The following is an 18473-nucleotide window of genomic DNA, read 5'->3' as shown; positions in this document are numbered from 1 at the left end:
TGCTCGGTCGGGGTGCTGCCTCACGGCCGGGCGACCGAGCCCGGCAGCGCCTGCTCGGTCGGGGTGCTGCATCACGGCCGGGCGACCGAGCCCGGCAGCGCCTGCTCGGTCGGGGTGCTGCATCACGGCCGGGCGACCGAGCCCAGCAGCGCCTGCTCGGTCGGGGTGCTGCTGAGCATGACCCACTGCAGGCGGGCGCGGCTGACCAGGCCGACCATCTCGCCTGGCAGCTGCGGCAGATAGGTCTGTGCCTGGCGGATGCCCAGCACCGACGCGGCCATCGCGGCCTCGGCCGGGCTGAGACGCTGGAGGACGACCACGTCGCTCTGCTGGAGCAGGCCCTCGTCCCAGGAGGCGAGGTCGTCGCGGACCACGAGGGTGGCCTGCCACGGGCCGCCGGCGCTGGGCGGGGGCCCGACCGCGGCGCCCGCGTCGACGATGACCAGGTGCGGGGCGCCGAGGGTGGCGGCGATGGGCGGGGCGCTCTCCGGAGGGAGGAACGCGGCCGTCTCGCGGCCGACGCCGCAGCGGCGCAGGAACGCGTCCCACACCTGCTCGCGGGCCGTCTGGATGAACAGCCGGGCGCCGATCGCCAGGGCCCGGAAGGCCAGCAGCTGCGCGCAGCCGACGCCGCCGATCACCAGCATGCGGGTGGGCGCGGGGCGGAAGGGGCGCAGCGTGACGGGCTGTTTCTGACGGTTGCGGCCGACGACCAGTCCGGCGCCGCCCGAGCGAAGGCCACCGTCGTCGAAGGTGCCGGCCCCGGCGGTGAACGTCGCGCCGATCACAGGAAACCTCCCAGGGGCAGGGTCGCGGCGAGGCCGAGCACCTGTTCCCCGTCGTAACGTTCGGTGCGGCCGCCCGCCGCCCGGACCGCGTCGTCGAGCGCCTGGTCGCCGGTGGCCAGCACGCCCGCGTCCGGGGCGGCCAGGCGGAAGGCGACCTCGACGAGGATCGACTCGTCCTCGGCCACGCGGGCCGGGTTGTGCGCGACGGCCACGGACAGCACACTGCCGACGGCCGGCAGCTTGAGCAGCATCTCCTCGGGCTGCCAGTCGCGCACCGGCCAGTGGACGACGCGGCGGCAGCTGTGCACGAGCTCCTCGACCCAGGCGGCCCGCCAGGTCTCGCGGCCGGTGGGCGGGGTCTCGGGGCCGGCCGGGCGCGGGGGTGTGCCGGAGAGGCGGCCCAGGTGGGTGACGGCGCTGACGAGCCCGTCGCGGTCGAGCACGCGGGCGGCCACCTTGTCCATGCGCAGGTGACGGCGGGCGCGCTTGACGGCGGAGAGCAGGGCGGGGCGCAGCTCGGCGTCGGCGTACGCGTCGGCGGTGCGCGCGGCCTGCAGGACCAGCCAGCTGCGGCGCTCGGCGGGGACCTCGTTGCCGGTCAACTCGCGATAGGACCGCTCGACCACGCCGGGTCCGACCACGGGCGCCGGTGAGACGGACACGAGCAGTTGCGCGGTGATCGGGAACGCGTGGGCGTCGGCGAGCGGGAGCAGGGCGACGGGCGACGGCAGGCGTACGGGCTCGCCGGCGAAGAGAACCGTGTCCTCCGGGCCCAGCTCGAGCACCGCGCAGAGGCCGCCCCGATGGGTGAGGAGGGCCACCGGCCGGTCGTCGAGCTCCACGGAGTCGAGGGCCACGGTCGGCTCGGCGAACCCCAGCAGGTCGAGCGCCGCGCCCTCGCCGGTGGCCGGGGCGCGGTGCGGGCGGCCCCGGAAGCGCAGCCACACGCCGAACCAGCGGTAGAGCCAGCGGCCGCGGAAGCGGATCAGCGTCGGCGAGACGAGCAGCAGGGCGACGACGGCGACGGCGATGGTGGTGACGAGGTTGCCCAGGGTGTACGCCGCGAGGATCGCCGCGGCCGCGAGCTGCCACGCGAGCAGCTGGCCGAGGCTGAGCGCGCCGAGGGCGGTCTTGGCGAGGCGAGGGTGGCCGGGCTTGGTGACGACGGCGGGCGGCGGGGGCTCCGCCGGGGCGGCGCCGGGGCGGAAGTCGTAGTCAGCCTGCGCGGTGGGGCGCGTTGCGGTCACCGTTTGCACTTGCGCCTGAGCAGCCGCAGCCGCGGCCGGACGAGCCTGACCCGCGTACGCCGGGAGGACAGGCTGAGGGGCGGCCTGTCCCGGGGCGGGCTGCGGCTGGGCGGCCGGCTGTCCATAGGGGAGGGCCCGCCCGTACGGATCGGTCATCGCGCGCCTCCGGTGGCCGCGACGACGTCGGCCACCTCGACGGTGCGCAGCTCGTCGAAGCTGGGCCGCCGGCCGGACTGCCGCAGCCGTTGCGCCTGCGCCTTGCGTACCCCCTCGAAGAGCTTGCGCGCCTCGCGGGCGTTGCCGAAATTCTGGTCGCGCTCGATCGTCGCGAAGTGGCGGTGCAGCACCTCGGTGACCTGGTCGGCGAGCAGGTATTCGTCGGCGGTGGCCATCCGGCTCACGATCGTCACCAGCTGCTCGGGCGAGTAGTTGCCGAACTCGATGGTCTTCGCGAAGCGCGACGCCAGACCCGGGTTGGCGTCGAGGAAGTCGAGCATCTCGCCGGTGTAGCCGGCCGCGATCACCGCGATCTCGTCGCGGTGGTCCTCCATGAGCTTGACCAGCGTGTCGATGGCCTCCTGGCCGAAGTCGCCGCCACCGCCGAGCGACCGCGACAGCGTGTAGGCCTCGTCGATGAAGAGCACGCCGCCGCGGGCCTTGTCGAAGGCGGCGGCCGTCTTCTCGGCGGTGTGGCCCAGGTATTGCCCGACCAGGTCGCGCCGCGAGACCTCCCGGAACGGGCCGCCGGGCAGCGCGCCGAGCGCGGCCAGCAGCTCGCCGTAGATGCGGGCCACGGTCGTCTTGCCGGTGCCGGGCGCCCCGGCGAAGATCAAGTGGTGGCTGACCGCGCTGACCGGCAGCCCCGAGGCGCGCCGCCACTCGTTGACCTGGATCTCGTCGATGAGCGCGCGCACCTCCTCCTTGACGCCCTCGAGGCCGACCATCGCCTCCAGCTCGCCGAGCAGCTCCTCGGTGCGCTCGGCGTCCTGCTGCACGGCCTGCGCCGCCGCCTCGGCCCCGAAGACCGCGCGCTTGCCGGACGCGCCCTCGACCACTGTCGGCGTCGCGCCCTCCTGAATCTCCACCGCCGGCAACCCGGTGTTTTCAAACGTGCACGCCTCGACACTGCCGCCGCAGCCCCGCCCGAACGAGACGGCCGGCCCGCGGGTGTCGTGGATCTTGCAGCGGACCAGCGACGGGCTGCTCTGCTGGGCCACGGCCACCCCGGCGCCGGAGGTCTGCGAGATGTCGCACGCCTCGATGACCGGTTTGCCGTACTGATAGACATAGATGCCGCGGCTCGCACAGCGGGTGATCGTCGTGGTGCGGATCGTCGGCGCCGCGCCGATGCGCACGATGATGCCGTCCTCCGAGAGGTCGGCGAACTCGCAGCCGTCGACCGTGCCGTCCGCCTCCTCGACGACCAGCCCGTAGCGGGCGCCGGTCACCTTGCAGCGGCTCAGGTCGAACTCCGCCCGCCCCTTGATCGACACGGCCGGGCCGTGACCCGCCGTGAGCGTGCACCCGCTCATCGACAGGCGCGTGTTGTCGCTGGTCACCACGGCCGCGTCACCGGCCTTCAAGGTGAGGTCGCGGAGCTCCACCTTGCCGCCGGTGCAGGTCACCGTCGCGTACGCCGAGCTCGACACGTCGATCGTGACGGTGCCCGCGCCCTGGGCGGCGACGATCGTCACGTCCCGGTCGGTGATGAACAGCGCCTCGTAATAGGTGCCGGGCGCGAGCGACACGACGGCGTCCTCGGCCACCGCGGAGAGCGCCTCACCGATCGACGGATAGGCGCCGGGCTGGCCGGGGGCGACGAGCAGGGTGCGTGACATGGATCCTCGCGGGCTGGGGTGGAACCCGACGATATCGCAGGTCGCCGGGTCCACGGGACCCCCGGCGAGGCCGCTACGCTGTCCTGCACACACGGGGAAGGGGAACAGGTGGCACACGAGCGGATGCTGCCCCTGGCGGCGGGTGCGCTCCTGGTCGGCGGCGCGGTGCACACGCACACGTCGATCCGGGGGGACGGCACGCCGAATCTGCATCCGGTCCTGCGCCGCCTGATCGACGAGCTGCCGGCCGGGCAGCGGGAGCGGTTCGCGGGGTGGTGCGCGGAGACCGTACTCATCTCGGACCGGCTGCACGACGCGGGCGCGGACCTGACGGCCATGGCGGCCCGGTCGCTGTTGTGGGGGGCCCAGGTGCAGGTCGTGCACGTACGCGAGGACGGGGACCCGTTGCAGGGTTCGTCGTTGCCGCCGTGCCGCACGTGTGCCGCGGTGCTCGATCACTTCGGGATGGAGTTCTCCGAGTCTGGGGTGCGTACCGTCGATGCTCCGGCCGCTCGTGACGAAGCTCGCGGGAAACGCTGGGCGCTCGATCTGGCGGCCAGTCGCCACACCGTCGTGCCGGCGGCGATCGAGGCCTGGTCGGCTTTCGGCGGCTTGGCGCAGGCCGCGGGGGAGACGGGCGAGGAGGTCGCTCCCCGGTCGTTCGTGATCGACCCCCGCCGCGTACGCGCCAGTGTGGCGACTCTCACGACGCTGGCCGCAGCCGTCGGAACGCCCCTGACGCCGCTGGGCGAGGAGGGCGACGGCACGGGCATCCTCTCGATCGACGCCGGCGGCCGGGTGTTCGTGAGCGATCACACCGGTGACTGGTTCCTCGGCCCGTCCGTGCGCGAGGCGCTGGAGGTCCTGACGCTCGGGCGCGCCGCCGCCCGGGTCTCCGCGGCGGGCACCTGGTGACCGAGTGGGTCCCCGTCACTGCGGCCGAGCGGGCGCTGCTGGCGGCCGGGCAGGATCCGGCGGCGCTGTTGGCCGCTTTGGTCACCGGGCCGCTGCTGATGCCGGTGTCGCCGGCCGCCGCGGCGGGGCACGAGCCGGCGGGCTGGGCCACCGGAACGTACGACGGTGTGACGCATGTCCTGGCCTTCACCTCCCCGCAGGCGATCGCGGCCTGCCTGCCCGGGCAGCCGGTCACCTATCGCACCGACAGCGTGCCGTCGCTCGTGGCGAACTGGCCGGACCCGTCGTGGCGGCTGGCCGTGAATGTTCGCCTGCCGATCGGCTTGATCCTCGACAGTGCCGATCTGGCCGCCCTGCCGGATTTGTCCGTGCCGGGGGAGGCGCCGCTGCGCGCCGCGGTGGAAGCCCGGGACGAGAACGCGGTGACCGCCGCGATGCTGCGCGCGGAGCTGATCGTGCCGATCACTGCGGCGACCCGCGACCTGGGCGACCCGGATTTCTCGTGGCCGCGCGGGCCGGAGGGGATTGCGGTTTACACCTCCGAGGAGCGGATGCGGCAGGCGGTCGGCGAGGCGGACTTCATCGCCGTCACCAGCCTCCAGCTGACGACGAACTGGCCTCTTGATGGCCCTGCGCTGCTGCTCAACCCGGGGACGCCGCTCGCGGTCGCGATCGCCGGATCGACCGTACGGGAGCTGGCCACGTGGTTCGGGGAGCTGCGCACGGCCATGTCGCCGGAGCGCTCCCAGCTGGTGATCGCGCCCATGTACGTGTCCGCTTATCTGGACCACGGCTACGACCGGGCGTCCGGGCAGGTGCACAGGCCGGTCGCCGGGGAGACGCCGCTCGCGTTGTACGAGCGGGTCGGGCTGCTGGGGGAGGGGTCGCCGTTCCAGCCGGACGACGACTGGGTCGTGGTGCTGCGCTTCGACGGCCCGGCTCCGGCCGAGCCTTCCTTCGTCGAGCCTTCCTTCGTCGTGCCGGACGGCGCTTCGCTGCACCGCATAGCGGCCGACGGGGGCGAGGTGCTCGTTGCTGTGTTCTCCGAGCGCCGCTGGGTCGCTCCTAGTTCTTGACTGTCTTGTAGACGGCGATCGCACCGGCGGCTGATGCCCCGGCAACAAGTGGGCCGATCATCGTGGCGTTCCACTCGATCTTCCCCTGGATCAGCAACGCCACGACGGCCACCAGGCACAGCCCGGCCGTGATGCCGGCCGCCTGCGGAAACCCGCTCTCCCGCACACCGGCGAGCACGGCCAGCATCGACACCACGTGCATGGCCGTGAAGGCGAGCGTGATGAGGCCGAAAAGCGTGAAGAGAACGTACGTAAAAACGACCCCCTCGCCGTCCGCCCCGACCAGCACCCGCACGCAGCCGACCGTGGCCGCACCCCACAGCACAACGGCCGGAATCAGCAGAACAACGGCGGCAATCCTATTGCTGCCGGCGGAAGCTTCCCCGGCTCTACGCGGCCGGACCCGGTTGTTCGCCGCATCGGCACAGTTGTCGACGATGGCCTTGGCCCCCGGCTCGTACGTGACCCCACTGAGCGTGACATTCGTCAACTCGGCCCGGCTGGTGCCACGGAGCTCGACCCCTCCGGCAATCTGTCCGAAATCGACCCGCCCGACGGCCGAATCGGCATGCAACGTGCCGTCGATGCTGGAGTGGCTGATCGCGTACGTCGTCCGGGCGCCGACCTTCACGGCCGCAACCAGCACGCAACTCTCCACCGTGAGCCGCCCGCCCTCCGCGACCACCGCGGCGCCCCGAACCCGCAGCCCCCTCAACGTGACCTGCGAATCCTTACAGCTGACCGCGTCGTACGCCGAACTGCTCACGTCGATCGTGACAGTCCCCGGCCCCTGCTCCGCCAACAGCGTGACGACCTTGTCCGTGAGAAAGAGCGCCTCGTAGTACGTCCCGGCGGCCAGCACCACGACGCCACCCTCGTCGCCCATCGCAGCCAGCGCGTCCCCAATCTTCTGGTGCGCCCCGTCCCGCCCGGGAGCAACAAGCAACTGCTGAGTCAAGGCCCCGCTCCCCACCCTGTCACCGGCTCAGGCCCCCGGCGGCCGCCGCCAACCCTGATCATCCTCAACCGCGCGCGCCGCCGGCTGTTGCTGCTGCTGCGCGAAAGCCGGCTCAGGAGCGTTTTGGCGCCGCTTCTTCCGAGACCGCCGAACCAGCAAAAACACAATCAACCCAATGACGATGCACAGCCCGCCGAAGAGGGCGACAATCTGCACCACCTGCTCGGCTGTCGACGGACAGCCGTCACACCCTTCGTACTGCGCCGCCCCGTTCAGCTCGCCGGTCGGCGTCGGGGAAGCCTGCGCCACCCGCTCGTCGGGCTTACCAGTCACCGCTCGTTCGAGATCGAGGACACCCCAGCCGTAATCGAGATCTTTACCCTTGTCCCCGGCATCCTTCGTCGTCCACAGGAGCTGCTCCTGCAGACCTTCGGAGTTGAGGTCCGGGAACTGCGCGAGGACGAGGGCCATCGCGCCGGCGACGATGGCGGTGGAGTCGCTTGTGCCGGAGCCTGCGGGATCGGTGTAACCGCCTCCGGGTGCCGCGGCGATGATGTTCTCGCCCGGCGCCGCGATAGCGGTGGCATTGTTCCTGCTGCTTTCCTTCGCCTTGCCGCCCTTCTCGTCGATGCCGGTCACCGCGATCGTCTCGCCGTAGGCGGCGGGAAAGCCGGAAGTGCTGTTCTTGTTACCCGCCGGCGCGATCACCGGCACCTTGCGTTGCCAGGTCTGCTTCATGACGGTGGCCAAGGTGTCGTCATAGCCGGTGCCGAGCGAGACGCTGATGACATCGGCGCCGTTATTCAGAGCCCAGGTGATGCCGGCGGTGATGCTCTCCCGGCTCATCTTCTTGTTCTCGTTCATCACGGTCACCGGCAGAATCTTCGCCTCGGGCGCGATGCCGAGCACGCCGTTGCCGCCGCCGCTGCCGTGCCCGTGGCCCGCGATGAGTGACGCCATGGCCGTGCCATGACCGAGCCGGTCCACCTGCCCTTTCGCCTTCTCGTCGAAGAGGTCGATGCCGGGCAGGACGTTGCCCTTGAGGTCGGGGTGATCCGCATCAACCCCGGTGTCGACGACGGCAACAGTGATGCCCTTGCCTTGGGTGACCTTGTGCACGGCCGCCACGTCGAGCGACTCGAGCCACCACTGCCTGTCCCGGGTGGAGTCGGCAAGAGCCGGCGTGGCAGGGGCGACCAACGTCGTGACCGCGGCGAGTGCGATCGCCACAAGCGTCACCGATCGGACGGCACGCATGTCGAACAACCTCCCGGGACCGCATGGCGGCCCACCAAATCGTTGGAACACCGGAGGGCCGGCCGCCTCTCTGGTGAGGTGGCCGGCCGCTGCCGGATCATCTGCAGTTCTGACTCAGCTCTGGCCGAGAGCGCGACCCTGCTCCTGGGGCCGGTGGTCGGCGGGAGTCTCGACGTTGCCGACCCCGGACTCGGTCACGAACAGTTCGTCGTCACCGTCATACATCCACTCGCCGGTTTCTTCGGACTCCTCCCGGCACCTGTCCCGGGGGCCTGGCACGGACGGTTGAGCCTGGCGGCCGCCCAACGCGGGCTTGGGACCCGTAGCCGGCGCTTTAGCACCCGCAGCGGGGCCGCGGCCTGTCAGATCCGGCTTCGCCGCGCCCGGCCGCACGGGTTGACCAAGACGCGCAGCTTGCGGCTCTGCCAGACCCGGTGTCCCGGGACGTGCGCCGCGGCCGCCGAGCTGCGGTGCGCCGGGCCGGGAACCCGGACGTGCACCGGCTTCACCGGGCATCGGGCCACGCTTGCCGCCGAGGTTGGGAGCCTGCGGACTCCGGCCGGTTCCCGGAGCGCCGGGACGTCCCGAGCCCGCGCCGGTGCTTCCGGGAAGCCGGGGCTGCCCGGGGCGAGGACCATTCGGTGTGCCCGGCGGGTTCGAGCGAGCGGTCGGCCCGCCCGGCCCCCGGGTTCCGGGCAGTGTCGGCTTGCTGGGCGCCGGCCCGCGCGTCGGCGGCGGGGTCGGACGTCCGGCACCGGGCAGGCTCGCTTTGTTGGGAACGACGGGCCGGCCTGGAGCCGGTCCGCCGACCGGAGGCAGCCCGGGCGTGACCGGCGGCGTGGGTGCCGGTCCCGAGGGCGGCGGTGCCGGAGCAGGAGCCGGTGTGGTGACCGGCGGCGGGGCAGTCGGAGCCGCCCCTCCGGCGAGGTCGACGCCGGGCGGGGTTGGAGGCGTCCCGGGCGGAGCGCCAGGCGGCGGAGCCGCTGGACCAGCCGAGGGCGGAGTTACCGGGGGGGTGCCGGGCGCTGGACCAGCTCCGGGCGTGGTCGGTGCCGTCGGTGGGGCGCCCGGGCCGCCGGCGGGAGGCGCGGCTGGAGCGCCGCCGCCAGGAATGCCCGGTGCGCCGGGCGCGCCGGGCGCGACCGGCCGGGTGCCACCAGGCATCGTGGGCGTGTAGACCGCGGAGTCCGTTGGTCCCTGATATGTCGAGCCGCGGCCGATCTTCTCGAAGTAGGCGTCCATGAAGGTGTCGGCGAGGGGCTTGACGACCGCCAAAGCTCCGGCCTTCGCGCCGTCACGCACCTCGTTGAAGCTCTTCGGGTTGTCGCCGAACGGGTTGATCTTGCCGAGGACCGTCTCCTCGTCCCGCTTCTTCTTCTCCGCGGCCTGGTCGGCGAGGTAGTTCTCGTAGATGGTCTTCATCTCACGCTGGGTCTGCGCGATCTTGGCGCCGACCTGCTCGAGGCCACTGGCGTTGTTGTCCGCGACCTCCTGCCACTCGTCCAGCGAGGCCATCGCGGCGCCGACCTTCTGCATGAAGACACGGCCGGCGTCGGAATCCCACCGTGCGGCCATCGCGTCGGCATGCCGCTGCAGATTGAGCCTGGTGGTGTTGAGCAGCGTGCTGGCGCGGCGCCACATGGCCGCGAGGGCGAAAGCCCGCTCGTCGCTCTCCTTACGGACCATCTCCCAGAGCTCGTCGATGCTCTTGCTGCCCCAGTCGGTCGCCTGGTAGGGCGTGGGCGTGCCGGAGGTGGGCTTGTAGTCGTCGGCTGCCCCGGCGTAACCCGGGATGTACGGCTTGCTGTAGCCGTAGTACTGATCGGACTGTCCAGACATGTCTCGTCCCCCGTCAGGACCTGTAGTCGGCGCTGTTCGAGACGTCGAGTGACGGATCGTTCACGCCCTCGTCGTCGGCGCCGACGATGTACTGACCCGACTCGCCCTCGGCCACGATCTGCTGGGCGTAGGGATCGAACGCGGGATTCTGACCGTCCGCCGACTTGGGCTCGCCCTGGGCCTGAGGCGGGATTCCCTGATCGGTCGCCTGGCCGTCCTCACCCCGCTGCTCCTGCTGCGCCTGCTCTTGGAGCGAGCTCAGAGATGGCTTGCCGTCCTGCGGGTTGAAGACATTCACGACGTCGGCGATGTCTGCCGAGTTCGTGGCGTCACCGTCTGAGTACTCCCCCGCGATGCTCGAGGCGGCCAGGTGCAGGGCAATGAGACCCTTCTGCACGTCCTGCAGCATCTGTGAGAGGGCGTCGCGGCTGTGGTCGTGCTGGCCTTTGAAGAATTTGGCTTCTTCCATGCCGCCGGTGCCGAAGGGTGCGGCGACCTGGAGCATGGGCATGATGCCCTGCTGGAAGCTGGGCCCGAAGTTGTTGTTGACCTCGGCCTCGACGGCCTTGGCGAAGTCGCGCAGGCTCTGAACGTCGACCTCGATGTTGCCGTTCGCCAGCCATCCTGGGCTGGCGCCGCTGTCGTCGTCCAACATGGTGTACCTCCCCCGTTTTTCTTGCGTCCGCCGGTGCGGCAGCCTGGGCGCCGTATCGACGTTCTTTACCACTTTCGCCCAGCCCAGGGTGCCTGTGCAACCCCGCGGACGTGCGACGTTACGGGCGTGGGGGCAGGTCGAGCAACTGGACGAGCCTGGTGCCTCCACGGCGAGTGACGAGCCAGCCACGGCCCGGTGGGAGCGGGCCCGGGCGGACCGTGCCGAGGAGGACGCCCTCGTCTCGGTCGCCGGACATGACGATGCCCGGGGTGCTGAGTTCGCGCAGGCGCTGGAGGAGGGGCTCGTACAGGGCGCGGCTGGCCCCGCCGGAACGCCGGGCGATGATCAGGTGCAGGCCGATGTCCTGGCCCTGGGTCACGTACGGGAGCAGGGGGTTCAAGGGGTTGCTGCTGCCCCCGGCGACCAGGTCGTAGTCGTCGACCAGGATGTAGAGCTCGGGGCCCTTCCACCAGTTGCGAGCGCGCAACTGCTCCTGGGTGGTGTGCTCGTTGGGCAGCCGGTCCTGCATCACCGCGGCGATCTCGTTGATGATGCCCTCGGTGACCTGCTGCGACGAGCCGTAGCCGATGAGGTGCGGGCTGTCGATGTCGCCGAGCAGGCTGCGGCGGTAGTCGACGATGACGAGCCGGGCCTGGGTCAGGTCGTTGCGCTCGACGATGCTGGTGGCCAGGGCGCGCAGGAAGGTGCTCTTGCCCGACTCGCCCTCGCCGAAGAGCAGGAAGTGCGGCTCGGACATGAAGTCGACGTGCACCGGCTGCAGGTCGATCTCGGCGATGCCGACCGGGATGCCCGCGGCGCCGGTGTCGGGCAGGCTGCCGTACGGAACGTTGGGCGGGAGCAGCCGGATCGGCGGCGCGCCCGGGCCCTGCCACGCGTTGGCGAGGTCGCTGATGAGCTTGCGCGAGCCCTCCTGCAGCTGCTCGGGGTCGGGGATGCCGCCGGCCCGGGGCAGCGCGGCCAGGAACTGCATGCCGTCCGGGGTGATGCCGCGCCCGGGCGACTTCTCGGGAATGTTGATCGCGGCGCGCCGGTCGAGCAGGGAGTCGCTCGGGTCGGCCAGCCACAGCTCGAGGCGGGTGCCGAAGGTGTCGCGCACGGCCGGGCGTACGTCCATCCACCGCACCGCCGACACGAGCAGGTGCACGCCGAAGGACAGTCCGCGGTTGGCGATGTCGACGACGGCCGGCTCGAGGTCCTCGAAGCCGGTTCGCACGCCCGCCCAGTTGTCGATGACCAGGAACACGTCGCCGAACGGGTCGTCCTGGTGCTCGCCCAGCCGGCGGGCCCGGCGGTAGTCGGCCATCGACTCGACGCCGAGCGCGGCGAACCTGCGTTCCCGCTGCATCATCAGCAGTTGCAGCTCGGCGATCGTGCGGCGGACCTGCCCCGCGTCCAGGCGCGTCGCGACGCCACCGACGTGCGGAAGGTCACGCAACGAGGCGAGCGCGCCGCTGCCGAGGTCGAGCGCGTAGATCTGCGCCTCCCGCGGCGTGTGGGTCAGGGCCAGCGACATGACGGCCGTACGCAAGGCAGTGCTCTTGCCGCTCTGCGGGCCGCCGACCACGATCGCGTGCCCGGCCGCACCCGCGAGGTCGAGCCACAGCACGTCGCGGCGCTGCTCGAACGGCTTGTCCACGATGCCGACCGCGGCCTGGAGCTGGCCCTGCAACGCGGGGTCGGAGACGGTGATGCCCCGGTTCGGGTCGGATGCCAGCGGGGGCAGCAGCTGGTCGAGCGTCGGCGCCTCCTTGAGCGGCGGCAGCCACACCTGGTGAGCCGGCTCACCCCGTCCGGCCAGCCGCGCGACGAGGATGTCGAGCACGCTCTCGCCCATGAGGTCGGGCGCCGGCTCTTCGCCGGAAGGCTTCTCGACCGGGAGACGCGCGGGGACGTACGCGGTCCCGTACTCCTGGACGCGGTCGTCGGTGTCCCCGGCCGCGACCGCCTCGGCGGTCTTGCTCCGATAGGCCCCCGACACGTACGCCGCCTTGAACCGCACCAGCGGCTCGGTGCCGAAGCGCAGGTAGCCGTGCCCGGGCGCGCGCGGCAGCTCGTACGCGTCGGTGGCGCCCAGCACGACCCGGCTCTCCATCGCGGAGAAGGTCCGCAGGCCGATCCGGTACGACAGGTGCGTGTCGAGCCCCCGCAGCCGGCCCTCCTCCAACCGCTGAGAAGCGAGCAGCAGGTGTACGCCCAACGACCGCCCGACCCGTCCGATCTGGACGAACATGTCGATGAAGTCGGGTTTCGCCGTCAGCAGCTCGGAGAACTCGTCACAGATGATGAGCAGGCTCGGCAGCGCGGCCAGCGGCGCACCGGCGGCCCGCGCCTTCTCGTAGTCCCGCTGCGACGCGTAGTTTCCGGCGGCGCGCAGCAGCTCCTGGCGCCGGACCAGCTCGCCGTTGATCGAGTCGCTCATGCGGTCGACCAGCGGCAGCTCGTCCGAGAGGTTCGTGATGACGGCACTGGTGTGCGGCAGCCGGTCGAGCCGGGTGAACGTGGCGCCACCCTTGAAGTCGACCAGGACGAAGTTCAGCGACTCGGACGAGTGGGTCACCGCGAGCGCCAGCACCAGCGTGCGCAGCAGCTCGGACTTGCCGGAACCGGTCGCGCCGATGAGCAGGCCGTGCGGGCCCATGCCGTCCTGCGCCGATTCCTTCAGGTCCAGCTCCAGCGGACTGCCGTCGGCCGAGACACCTAGAGGTACGCGCAGCCGGTCGCGGTTCGGGCGCGGTGTCCAGGCCCGGTCGGCGTCGAACTCGTACGGATCGCCGAGCTCGAGCAGCTCCACGAGCCCCTGCTCACTGCCGAGCGGACTGGCCGACCCGCGGGACGCCACCGACAGTCGCAGCGGCGCGAGCTGCATGGCCAGCGTCTCCATCTCGGGGATGCCACAGGCGTCCGCCTGGCCGATGGGAGCGCGGCCGTCGTACGTGGTGCTGTGCATCTCGCCGTCGGCCGCGACCTCGAGCACCAGCCGGGCCCGGTCGAGCACCCGCGGCGGCGGCTGCGACAGGTCGATGATCGTGACGCCCTCGACGCCGCCCTCGGTCATCAGGTGGTCCGAGCCCGCGGTGTCGCCGCCGTCGATGATGACGACCACGTGCGGACCCTCGACCGACGTCTCGCCGCCGGACGGGTTGAAGCGCGGCCGGCTGCCGAGCACGTCCTCGAGCATGGCGTCCAGGCCGGCGACGGTCGGGGCGACCATGCGCAGCTGGCCGAGCGCGTCGGACTTCACCGGGTGCAGCGCGTGCGGGAGCCACTTGACCCACTCCCAGTCGGCGCGCCGCTCGGGCGACGCGGCGACCGCGACGAGCATGTCGTCCGGCGCGTGGAACGCCGTCGCCTGCGCGATCAACGCCCGGACGAGGGCCCGGCCGGCGTCGGCGTCACCGCGGACATGCACCCGGGCGAACCCGTTCAGGGCCATCGTCACGGGCAGGTCGGGCACCTGGGCGTACGTGGTGACGAAGCGACGCAGCGCGAGCGCGCACATCGGCTCCATCTTCTCCAGCGTGGTGTTCGCGGGCGGGACCAGCGGCGTGGCCAGGTCCTGCGGGCCGAGCCCGAGCCGCACGGTGGCGAAGTCGGCGTCGCCGCGGCGGCGTTCCCACAGGCGCGGGCCGACCGGCAGCGACCACAGCACGTCCGGATCCGGGTGCCGGTAGAGGGCGGCCTCGCGCTGCGCGCGGACGGTCTTGAGGACCTTCTTGCGCTGGCGCGACAAATGCTGCATGTACTCCCGGCGCTGTTGCAGCATCTCCTGCTTGCTCGGCCCGCCGCCGGACTGGAACTGCGACGCCATCATGCCCACCGCGGACAGCCCGAACAGGCCGCCGGTGATGTAGCGCAGCGTCGCCCCGGAGCCGGTGGACTGGCCGGCGAACATCAGCGCCATCGCCATCGAGCCGCCCAGCATGGGCAGCGTCATCATCATCTGGCCCCAGCCCCGTCCGGAGGGCGGCGGCACCTCGGGCGGCGCGTCCAGCAGGATCTCGCCGGACGGGTATTGCGGCTCCGGCCTGCGCGCCGGACGCCTCACCACCACCGTGCCCACGCTGACGACCTCCCCGTTGTCGCTGGCCGGGGCCCCCGGCCTGGGCCCATGGTAGGTAACCTTCTCCCCGCGAGGACACCCGCGGGCCGTTGGCCCGACCGGCACGAGGGAGCGACGTGGTCACCCAGGCAGGAACCGGACTGGCGCGCATCGCCCTGATGGCGCCCAAGCGCCGGATCGATCTCGCACTGCCGGAGCACTTGCCGCTGGTCGGGCTGCTCCCCGCCGTCCTGCGCCAGTCGGACGAGGAACCCACCGACGGCACCGGGCACGGGGGCTGGGCCCTGCGCCGGGCCGACGGCACGATGCTCGACCTCGCCCGCACCCTCGCAGCACAGAACGTGCGTGACGGTGAGATGGTTCACCTCGTTCCGCGCCGCGCCGAGTGGCCCGAGCTCATGTACGACGACCTGACCGAGGCCGTTGCCGCCGGCGCCCGTCTCCGCGGCCGCGCCTGGACCCCCGGCGCCACCCGCCTCACCGGCCTCGTCGCCGCGGTGATCCTGCTCGCCCTGGGCCTGGTCGCCATCCTCTCGGCCGCGAGCCTCGGCTGGATCGGTGGCGCGGCCGCCCTGGTCGTCGCGGTGGTCCTGCTGGGCGCGGGTGTCCTGCTCGCCCGCGCGGTCGGCGACTCGGTCGCGGGCGCCGTCGTGGCCGGCCTCGGCCTCCCGTACGCGCTGGTCGGCGGCGCAATGGTCCTCTCCTACGGCGAGCCGCTGACCGAGTACGGGGCCCCGCACGTCCTCCTCTGCTCGGTCACCCTCCTCGCCGCCGGTGTCCTGGGCATGCTCGGCGTCGGGGACGGCAGCCGCGTCTTCGTCGCCGCGATCTGGTCGGGTCTGCTCGGGGCGATCGCGGGCGGGCTGGCGTACGGTCCGCTGGACGCCCCCGGCGCCGCCGCCGTGGTCGTCGCCCTGTGCGTCCTGCTGCTGCCCGCGATGCCGGCCCTCGCCGTCCGCATGGGCAAAATGCCGATGCCCGTCCTGCCCCGCACCCCCGCCGACCTGGTCCGCGACGACGACCAACCGGCCCGCGAACGCGTCTACCAGGCCACCGCCCGCGCCGACGAGGTCCTCACCGGCATGATCTTCGGCGCCGCGGTCGTGAGCATCGCCGCCCTCTACGCCCTCACCCGCGCCAACACGGTCGCCACCCTGATCCTCAGCGGCGTGGTCACCCTCGCCTGCCTGCTGCGCGCCCGCCTGGTTCCCACCGTCCGCCACCGCATCCCACTGCTCTGCACCGGCTTCGCGGGGATCATCCTCCTTTCCCTGTACGCGCTGAGCGACTCCCTGTGGCGAGTAGCCGTCCTCGTCCCAGTGGTCCTCATCGCCGGAGCCTTCGCCATCGGCGCCGGCCGCACCTACAGCCGCCGCCAGCCCTCACCCCGCCTGGCCCGCCTGGGCGACGTGGCCGACATCGTCCTCCAGCTGGCCGTGGTGCCGGTGGCCTGCAGCGTCCTGGGCCTCTACGCCTTCATGCGAGGCCTGGGCGGCTGATCACTCGGCAGGCGGTGTGAAGCCGTTCATCACCGGAGCGAACTCGTGCGTCCGGCAGAGTGTGATCAGGGCCTCGTCGATGGTGTGGCCGAGGAAGAAGTCGCGGGCCCAGTGCAGGAGGAACACGCGTCCACGCGGATCCACGACGACTTCGGACGGCCCGTCCTCGTGGTCACCGAGCGGGAAGGCCGGTCCGGCGTAGGCCGTCAGATCCTCGTACTCCTCGATGAATCCGGAGATCCGGGACGTCGAGACGCCGTCGGGCAACGGCAGGAGCATCGTCCCGTACCGGCCCTCGCCGGGCTTGACGACCAGCCCACCGAATTCGTTGAGCACCGTTCGCGCGGCTTCCGAGATCGGGAACTCCGCCAGCACCCGGGCCTCCCGCTCGAGCCACGCCTCGATGGTCTCGCTGACGTCGCGGCCGGGGAACCAGCCGGCCTTGGTCAGGATCAGGTGCACGTCGGGCGGGAAGCGGTCGGCTTCGGCGTGGGCGGCGGTGTATTGCTCCGCAATGGCTGACGGCGCGATGGAGGGCCAGCGGCTGATGTCGCCGGTCTCGCGGTCGACGACGATCTGGGGGCCGCCGGTGGAGGCCGGGGGGCCGCCCGGGGCGACGGGTTCGGGGGTGCGCCAGGCGACCCAGCCGAGGTCGAACTCGTACAGGCTGATGTCCGCGGGCTCGGGGCGGGCGGAGGAGAGCCACGCCTGGGCCAGCTCGTGCGCCTCGTCCGCGCTGATCATGCGGAGGCTTCGTCTTGGTCCGGCGAGGTGAAGGCGCCCCAGGCAGACGGGGGACTGGTGGTCCGGCACATGGTGATCAGGGCCTCGTCGATGCTGTTGCCGAGGAACAAGTCGTCCGACCAGTGCAGCGAGAAGACCCGGCCGCGCGGGTCCATGACGATTTCCGCCGGTCCGTTCTCGTGGAAGGCGATCGGGAAGGCCGGGCCGGCATAGCCGTCCTCGTCCTCGTACTCCTCCGCGAACCCGATCGTCTGACTGATCGCGACCTGCTCGGCCGCGGGATAGAACAGAGTGCGGTGTGCGGGGTCGATCGTCGTGGCGAGAACCAGCCCGCCGAATTCGTCGAGCGCGGCCCGGGCCGCGTCGGAGAGCGGGAAGTGCCCGAGGGGACCGGCCTTCTGCTCGAGCCACGCCTCGATGGTCTCGCTGACGTCGCGGCCGGGGAACCAGCCGGCCTTGGTCAGGATCAGGTGCACGTCGGGCGGGAAGCGGTCGGCTTCGGCGTGGGCGGCGGTGTATTGCTCCGCAATGGCTGACGGCGCGATGGAGGGCCAGCGGCTGATGTCGCCGGTCTCGCGGTCGACGACGATCTGGGGGCCGCCGGTGGAGGCCGGGGGGCTGCCGGGGGCGACGGGTTCGGGGGTGCGCCAGGCGACCCAGCCGAGGTCGAACTCGTACAGGCTGATGTCTGCGGGCTCGGGGCGGGCGGCGGAGAGCCACGCCTGGGCCAGCTCGTGGGCCTGGTCACGGGTGATCATGCCGGGTTCCTTCCGGGAGGGTTTCGGACCAGCCGCGGCGCCTGATCAGGGCGGTGATGACGGCGTCGATGCCGGCGGCCACGTGGTGCTGGTGGTCGGGGTGAAGCAGGTAGAGGTTGGCGGCGGGGTCGAGGACCAGCTCGGCCGGGTGCTCGGTGGCCTCGCCGCGGGGGACGGGCTCGCTGATGCCGACCGGGAAGCCCCAGGCGGCGTACGCGTGGGGCACGTCGCCGGGGGCCGGGTGGAGGACGCTCATGGGGCCGAGGCCGATGACCTTTTCCTCCGGGCCGCCGTACTGGGGGAGGACCAGGCCGCCGAACTCGCGGAGGAAGTCGCGGGCCGCCACGCTGAACACCAGGTCGGCGAGGAAGGCGTGCCGGCGGGCCCAGGCGTCCACGAGGTCCGAAATGTCCCGTCCGGGGCGCCAGCCGGCGTCGACGAGAAGGTGGGTGACGTCCGGGGGGAAGCGGTCGGTGCGGGCCCGGGCGACCGCATATTGGGCGGCGACCACGGGATCCGGGGCGACGAGCCAGGGGACCAGGTCCTCGGTCTCGCGATCGATGACGATCTGGCGGGTGTCCGGGAAGGGCGGGGGCGCCGGCGGCATGCCTCCGGTGGCGCTGTGGTCGCGGCGGATCACCCAGCCGTGCTCGAAGTCGAGCACCTTGAGCGGCGGCTCCGGGTCGTCGGGTTGCGCGAGCCAGGTGCGGGCGCGGGCTTCGGCCTCGCTGCGGGCGATCATCCTTTTCCTTCCGTACGGACGGCCGCGCGCGACCGGGGCGGGCGACGGCGCACAGCCGGGGTGCCTATCGTAGGCA

Annotated in this window: 14 protein-coding genes; 3 read left to right on the top strand and 11 right to left on the bottom strand. The window is 72.1% G+C overall.

Going from position 1 to position 18473, the window contains the following annotated elements; translation table 11 throughout:
• Positions 1–122: 122 nt before the first annotated feature.
• The 3 genes from RAN62_RS39120 to RAN62_RS39110 all read right to left on the bottom strand — a co-directional run bounded on the left by RAN62_RS39120 (position 123) and on the right by RAN62_RS39110 (position 3873).
• The gene (locus tag RAN62_RS39120) at positions 123–788 is read right to left on the bottom strand and encodes a hypothetical protein (RefSeq protein ID WP_305789939.1); all 666 of its coding nucleotides are present in this window, start codon (positions 786–788) and stop codon (positions 123–125) included.
• The gene (gene eccE, locus RAN62_RS39115) at positions 785–2035 is read right to left on the bottom strand and encodes a type VII secretion protein EccE (RefSeq protein ID WP_305789938.1); all 1251 of its coding nucleotides are present in this window, start codon (positions 2033–2035) and stop codon (positions 785–787) included. The genes RAN62_RS39120 and eccE overlap by 4 nt, the downstream gene beginning before the upstream one ends.
• Before the next feature lie 152 nt (positions 2036–2187).
• Entirely contained in the window at positions 2188–3873 is a 1686-nt protein-coding gene (locus RAN62_RS39110; protein ID WP_305789937.1) for a right-handed parallel beta-helix repeat-containing protein, read from the bottom strand.
• Between the two features lie 108 nt (positions 3874–3981).
• Here RAN62_RS39110 and RAN62_RS39105 point away from each other — a divergent pair, with 108 nt between their 5' ends.
• Complete coding sequence (locus RAN62_RS39105) at positions 3982–4788, top strand: SUKH-3 domain-containing protein (protein WP_305789936.1); 807 nt, start codon at positions 3982–3984, stop codon at positions 4786–4788.
• Positions 4785–5864, top strand: coding sequence for an SseB family protein (locus tag RAN62_RS39100; protein WP_305789935.1), 1080 nt, complete (start codon positions 4785–4787; stop codon positions 5862–5864). The genes RAN62_RS39105 and RAN62_RS39100 overlap by 4 nt, the downstream gene beginning before the upstream one ends.
• Here the strand turns inward: RAN62_RS39100 and RAN62_RS39095 are convergent.
• The 5 genes from RAN62_RS39095 to eccCa form a co-directional block, all read right to left on the bottom strand.
• Positions 5854–6822: a right-handed parallel beta-helix repeat-containing protein gene (locus RAN62_RS39095; protein WP_305789934.1), complete on the bottom strand. Its 969-nt coding sequence runs from the start codon at positions 6820–6822 to the stop codon at positions 5854–5856. The genes RAN62_RS39100 and RAN62_RS39095 overlap by 11 nt on opposite strands.
• Positions 6823–6849: 27 nt before the next feature.
• Positions 6850–8079, bottom strand: coding sequence for a S8 family serine peptidase (locus tag RAN62_RS39090; RefSeq protein WP_305789933.1), 1230 nt, complete (start codon positions 8077–8079; stop codon positions 6850–6852).
• A gap of 114 nt (positions 8080–8193) precedes the next feature.
• Positions 8194–9918 (bottom strand): WXG100-like domain-containing protein, encoded by a 1725-nt coding sequence (locus RAN62_RS39085; protein WP_305789932.1) that lies wholly within the window; start codon positions 9916–9918, stop codon positions 8194–8196.
• Positions 9919–9931: 13 nt separating this feature from the next.
• On the bottom strand, positions 9932–10573 hold the full coding sequence (locus RAN62_RS39080) for a hypothetical protein (RefSeq protein ID WP_305789931.1): 642 nt from the start codon (positions 10571–10573) through the stop codon (positions 9932–9934).
• 118 nt (positions 10574–10691) lie between these two features.
• Positions 10692–14654, bottom strand: a complete 3963-nt coding sequence (gene eccCa, locus RAN62_RS39075) for a type VII secretion protein EccCa (RefSeq protein WP_305789930.1) — start codon at positions 14652–14654, stop codon at positions 10692–10694.
• A 116-nt stretch (positions 14655–14770) separates the two neighbouring features.
• Between eccCa and eccD the strand changes: the two genes are divergently transcribed.
• Entirely contained in the window at positions 14771–16153 is a 1383-nt protein-coding gene (eccD, locus tag RAN62_RS39070; protein ID WP_305789929.1) for a type VII secretion integral membrane protein EccD, read from the top strand.
• Here eccD and RAN62_RS39065 read toward each other — a convergent pair whose 3' ends face one another.
• From RAN62_RS39065 to RAN62_RS39055, 3 genes are read right to left on the bottom strand one after another with little or no spacing between them, the layout of a single operon-like run.
• The gene (locus tag RAN62_RS39065; RefSeq protein WP_305789928.1) at positions 16154–16897 is read right to left on the bottom strand and encodes an SUKH-3 domain-containing protein; all 744 of its coding nucleotides are present in this window, start codon (positions 16895–16897) and stop codon (positions 16154–16156) included.
• Positions 16894–17655, bottom strand: a complete 762-nt coding sequence (locus tag RAN62_RS39060; RefSeq protein WP_305789927.1) for an SUKH-3 domain-containing protein — start codon at positions 17653–17655, stop codon at positions 16894–16896. The genes RAN62_RS39065 and RAN62_RS39060 overlap by 4 nt, the downstream gene beginning before the upstream one ends.
• Complete coding sequence (locus RAN62_RS39055) at positions 17642–18397, bottom strand: SUKH-3 domain-containing protein (RefSeq protein WP_305789926.1); 756 nt, start codon at positions 18395–18397, stop codon at positions 17642–17644. Before RAN62_RS39055 ends, RAN62_RS39060 begins: the two co-directional genes overlap by 14 nt.
• Between the last annotated feature and the right edge of the window lie 76 nt (positions 18398–18473).

Origin of the sequence: Symbioplanes lichenis (genome assembly GCF_030709675.1) — a bacterium.
GTDB lineage: Bacteria > Actinomycetota > Actinomycetes > Mycobacteriales > Micromonosporaceae > Actinoplanes > Actinoplanes lichenis.
This window is presented reverse-complemented; position numbering and strand designations above follow the sequence as displayed.